This window comes from Halorubrum sp. SS7 (assembly GCF_005435055.1).
In the GTDB taxonomy this organism is placed as follows: domain Archaea; phylum Halobacteriota; class Halobacteria; order Halobacteriales; family Haloferacaceae; genus Halorubrum; species Halorubrum salinarum.
The window spans coordinates 1-828 of sequence record NZ_SGXV01000168.1 but is presented as its reverse complement, the minus strand read 5'-3'; the positions used below and the strand labels follow the sequence as shown (position 1 = coordinate 828).

At 69.0% G+C, this 828-nt stretch carries 1 pseudogene; it reads left to right on the top strand.

Features of this window, described 5'->3' with window-relative positions:
• Nucleotides 1-27: 27 nt before the first annotated feature.
• A pseudogene (locus tag EXE44_RS17400) lies at nt 28-828 on the top strand (DNA-directed RNA polymerase subunit A); the annotation flags it as partial.

Sequence of the window (828 nt, the reverse complement as noted above, 5' to 3'; positions counted from 1 at the left end):
GTACTGACGTCCCGCGAGTCCCGGTCGGTGGACGACCACGAGGTCGGGCTCGCGCCCGACGGGCTGGAGACGCTCAGCCTCGACGGCGACGAGGGCGTACGCTGGAAGCCCGTCGAAGAGGTCAGTCGCCACGACGCGCCGGACGAGCTGCTTCGGTTCGAACTCGAGTCCGGTCGGACGATCCGGGCGACGAAGGCCCACTCGTTCGTCACCCGGCGCGACAACGAGGTCGTCCCGGTCGCCGGCGACGACCTCGAAGCGGGTGACTGGCTCCCGGTCGTCGGCTCGTACGAGAGCGACGGCGACGACGAGGTCGACCTCCGGGAGTTCCTCCCGGCGACCGACTACTGGTACACGTCGACGCTCGCCGACGGCGGCGTCGACACCGCTCCGGTCGGGGCGGATCAGCTCCGCAACAAGCGCGACGCGCTCGACGCCGGAGACCTCGACGGGGAGACCGTCTATCCGACCGGCGGGACGGTCGGTCTCCCGGAACGATTCCCGCTCGACGCGGAGACGGGGTTCTTCGTCGGCGCGTGGCTCGCGGAGGGGTCGCTGACGGACCACTACGTGTCCGTCTCGAACGTCGACGAGACGTTCCAGGACCGCGTCCGAGCGTTCGCCGATCGGTTCGACCTCTCGGTGAACGAGTACGAGAACGACAGCGGGTTCGCTCGCGGCTACGACGTTCGCGTGAACGGGACGATCCTCGCCGACTTCCTGCGCGCCGCGTGTACGGAAGACGAGCAGAAGATCGTTCCCGGATTCGCGTACGGCGCGGACGACGAGTTCGCCCGGCTCTGTACCTCGATCGTGAACCAGCAGCTC